Annotated in this window: 2 protein-coding genes; both read left to right on the plus strand. The window is 57.4% G+C overall.

All coding sequences use genetic code 11. The features are described 5' to 3' along the window. Window positions 1-113 precede the first annotated feature (113 nt). Complete coding sequence (istA, locus tag ACN5AZ_RS18595) at window positions 114-1,643, plus strand: IS21 family transposase (RefSeq protein ID WP_419430389.1); 1,530 nt, start codon at window positions 114-116, stop codon at window positions 1,641-1,643. Then, window positions 1,633-2,424, plus strand: coding sequence for an IS21-like element helper ATPase IstB (istB, locus tag ACN5AZ_RS18600; protein WP_419430388.1), 792 nt, complete (start codon window positions 1,633-1,635; stop codon window positions 2,422-2,424). The genes istA and istB overlap by 11 nt, the downstream gene beginning before the upstream one ends. The last annotated feature ends 73 nt before the right edge of the window (window positions 2,425-2,497 follow it).

Below are 2,497 nucleotides of genomic sequence, written 5' to 3' on the forward strand. Positions count from 1 at the left end.
TGTTGATTGTCACTGAGAACTGACCCGGTAGCCCCATAAATTGTCACTGAGAATTGACCCATGTGAACACACTTCCCCGACGGTTTTGGTTGGGGGGATTTGGAGTGATCGACATGGGATTTTTGAGTGTCATTCGACGCTGGGCATTGCGTGACAAAATGCCAATCAGGGAGATTGCCCGGCGCACGGGTTTGTCTCGGAACACGATCAAGAAGTATCTGCGTGAAGGTGCGGTGGAACCGCAGTTCAAGACGCCCAAGCGTCCAAGCAAGCTGGATCCCTACGCGGATCGGCTGTCAGCCTGGCTTTTGATCCAGACGCGGAAATCACGCAAAGAGCGGCGGACAGTGAAGCAAATGCATGCTGATCTGGTGAAGCTGGGATATGATGGCTCCTATGAACGCGTGGCAGCTTTCGCCCGGGCATGGCGTGAAGATCGGCAGCGAGCGGAACAGACGACAGGGCGCGGCACTTACGTGCCTTTGGTGTTCGCGCCCGGCGAAGCCTTCCAATTCGATTGGAGCGAGGACTGGGCCAACATCGGCGGTGAGCGCGTCAAACTTCAGGTCGCTCATATTAAACTGTCACACAGCCGCGCTTTCTTGGTGCGGGCCTACCCGCTGCAAACGCATGAGATGCTGTTTGACGCCCACTGGCATGCATTCCGTGTGTTCGGCGGCGTGCCTGGTCGCGGGATCTATGACAATATGAAGACGGCAGTAGACCGCGTTGGCAAAGGCAAGCAGCGAGACGTCAATGCACGCTTCAAAGCTATGGCCAGCCACTATGTGTTTGAGCCCGAGTTCTGCAATCCGGCGGCCGGTTGGGAGAAAGGCCAGGTTGAGAAGAATGTGCAGGATGCGCGCAACCGCATGTGGCAGGTCATGCCGGTCTGCGCCGATCTGGCAGAGCTGAACCAATGGCTTGAAGATCGCTGTATCGCCCTTTGGACGGAGACACCGCACAAGGCTTTGCCGGGGTCCGTCGCAGACGTGTGGGAGGCCGAGAAGCCCACGCTAATGGCACTTCCGCCGGCATTCGATGGCTTTATCGAACACAGTAAGCGTGTGTCACCCACGTGCCTGATCACGTTCGAACGCAATCGCTACAGCGTTCCCGCCAGCTTTGCGAACCGACGTGTCAGTTTGCATGTCTATCCCGAACGGCTGGTCGTGGTCGCTGAAGGGCAAACGGTGTGCGAGCATGCGCGGATCATTGAGCGTTCTCATCGCAAACCCGGCAAGGTCATCTATGACTGGCGCCACTATCTCGCTGTTATCCAACGCAAACCGGGCGCACTTCGGAATGGTGCGCCGTTCACGGAGATGCCCGATGCCTTCAGTCAATTGCAGGATCACATGCTGCGTAAAGAAGGTGGCGACCGAGAGATGGTCGACGTCCTGTCACTGGTGCTCCAGCACAACGAAGAAGATGTCCTTTGCGCGGTGGAGCTGGCGCTGGAAGCAGGCGTGCCAACCAAAACGCACATTCTGAACCTGCTGCACCGACTGATCGACCGCAGACCGACAGATCATCCCGAGGTCGATCCGCCGGACGCACTGGCATTGCAAACAACGCCAAAGGCCAACGTCGATCGCTATGACGGCCTGAGACAGGTTGGGGAGAAGCGCCATGCGTCATGATCCTGCAGGAGCCTCTATCGTCATCATGCTGCGCAGCCTCAAGCTCTATGGCATGGCAAATGCGGTCGACGATCTGGTCGCCCAAGGCGCGCCAGCATTCGAGGCTGCCACGCCAATGCTGTCACAATTGCTCAAAGCCGAGATCGCCGAACGCGAGGTGCGGTCCATCGCATATCACACGAAGGTCGCCCGCTTCCCGGCCTACAAGGATTTGACGGGCTTCGACTTTGCATCGAGTGAGATCAACGAAGCGACGGTGAGGCAGCTACACCGATGCGAGTTTATCGAAGCGGCCGAGAATGTCGTTTTGATCGGCGGTCCCGGAACGGGCAAGAGCCACACAGCCACAGCAATCGGCGTCCAAGCCATCGAACATCACCGGCGTAAGGTGCGCTTCTTCTCAACTGTGGAATTGGTCAACGCGCTGGAGCAGGAAAAGGCGCTCGGCAAGGCTGGGAAACTGGCTGAGATGCTGACGAAGGTCGACTTGGTCATCTTGGACGAACTCGGCTACCTGCCGTTCAGTTCATCTGGCGGGGCGCTGCTCTTCCATCTGCTCAGCAAGCTCTACGAGCGCACCAGCGTGATCATCACCACCAACCTTAGCTTCTCAGAATGGGCGCAGGTCTTCGGGGATGCAAAGATGACCACGGCTCTCTTGGATCGGCTTACCCACCGCTGCCACATCCTCGAAACCGGAAACGACAGCTACCGCTTCAAGGCCAGCGCTGAGGCTGCAAAGAAAACACGAAAGGAGGCCAAAACATTGACCGCGTCATAAGCCACGACGCATAACTGAGGGTGGGTCAAATCTCGGTGAAAATACCGGGTCAGTTCTCAGTGACAATCAACAC

Origin of the sequence: Sagittula sp. SSi028, assembly GCF_048553715.1 — a bacterium.
Classification (GTDB): domain Bacteria; phylum Pseudomonadota; class Alphaproteobacteria; order Rhodobacterales; family Rhodobacteraceae; genus Sagittula.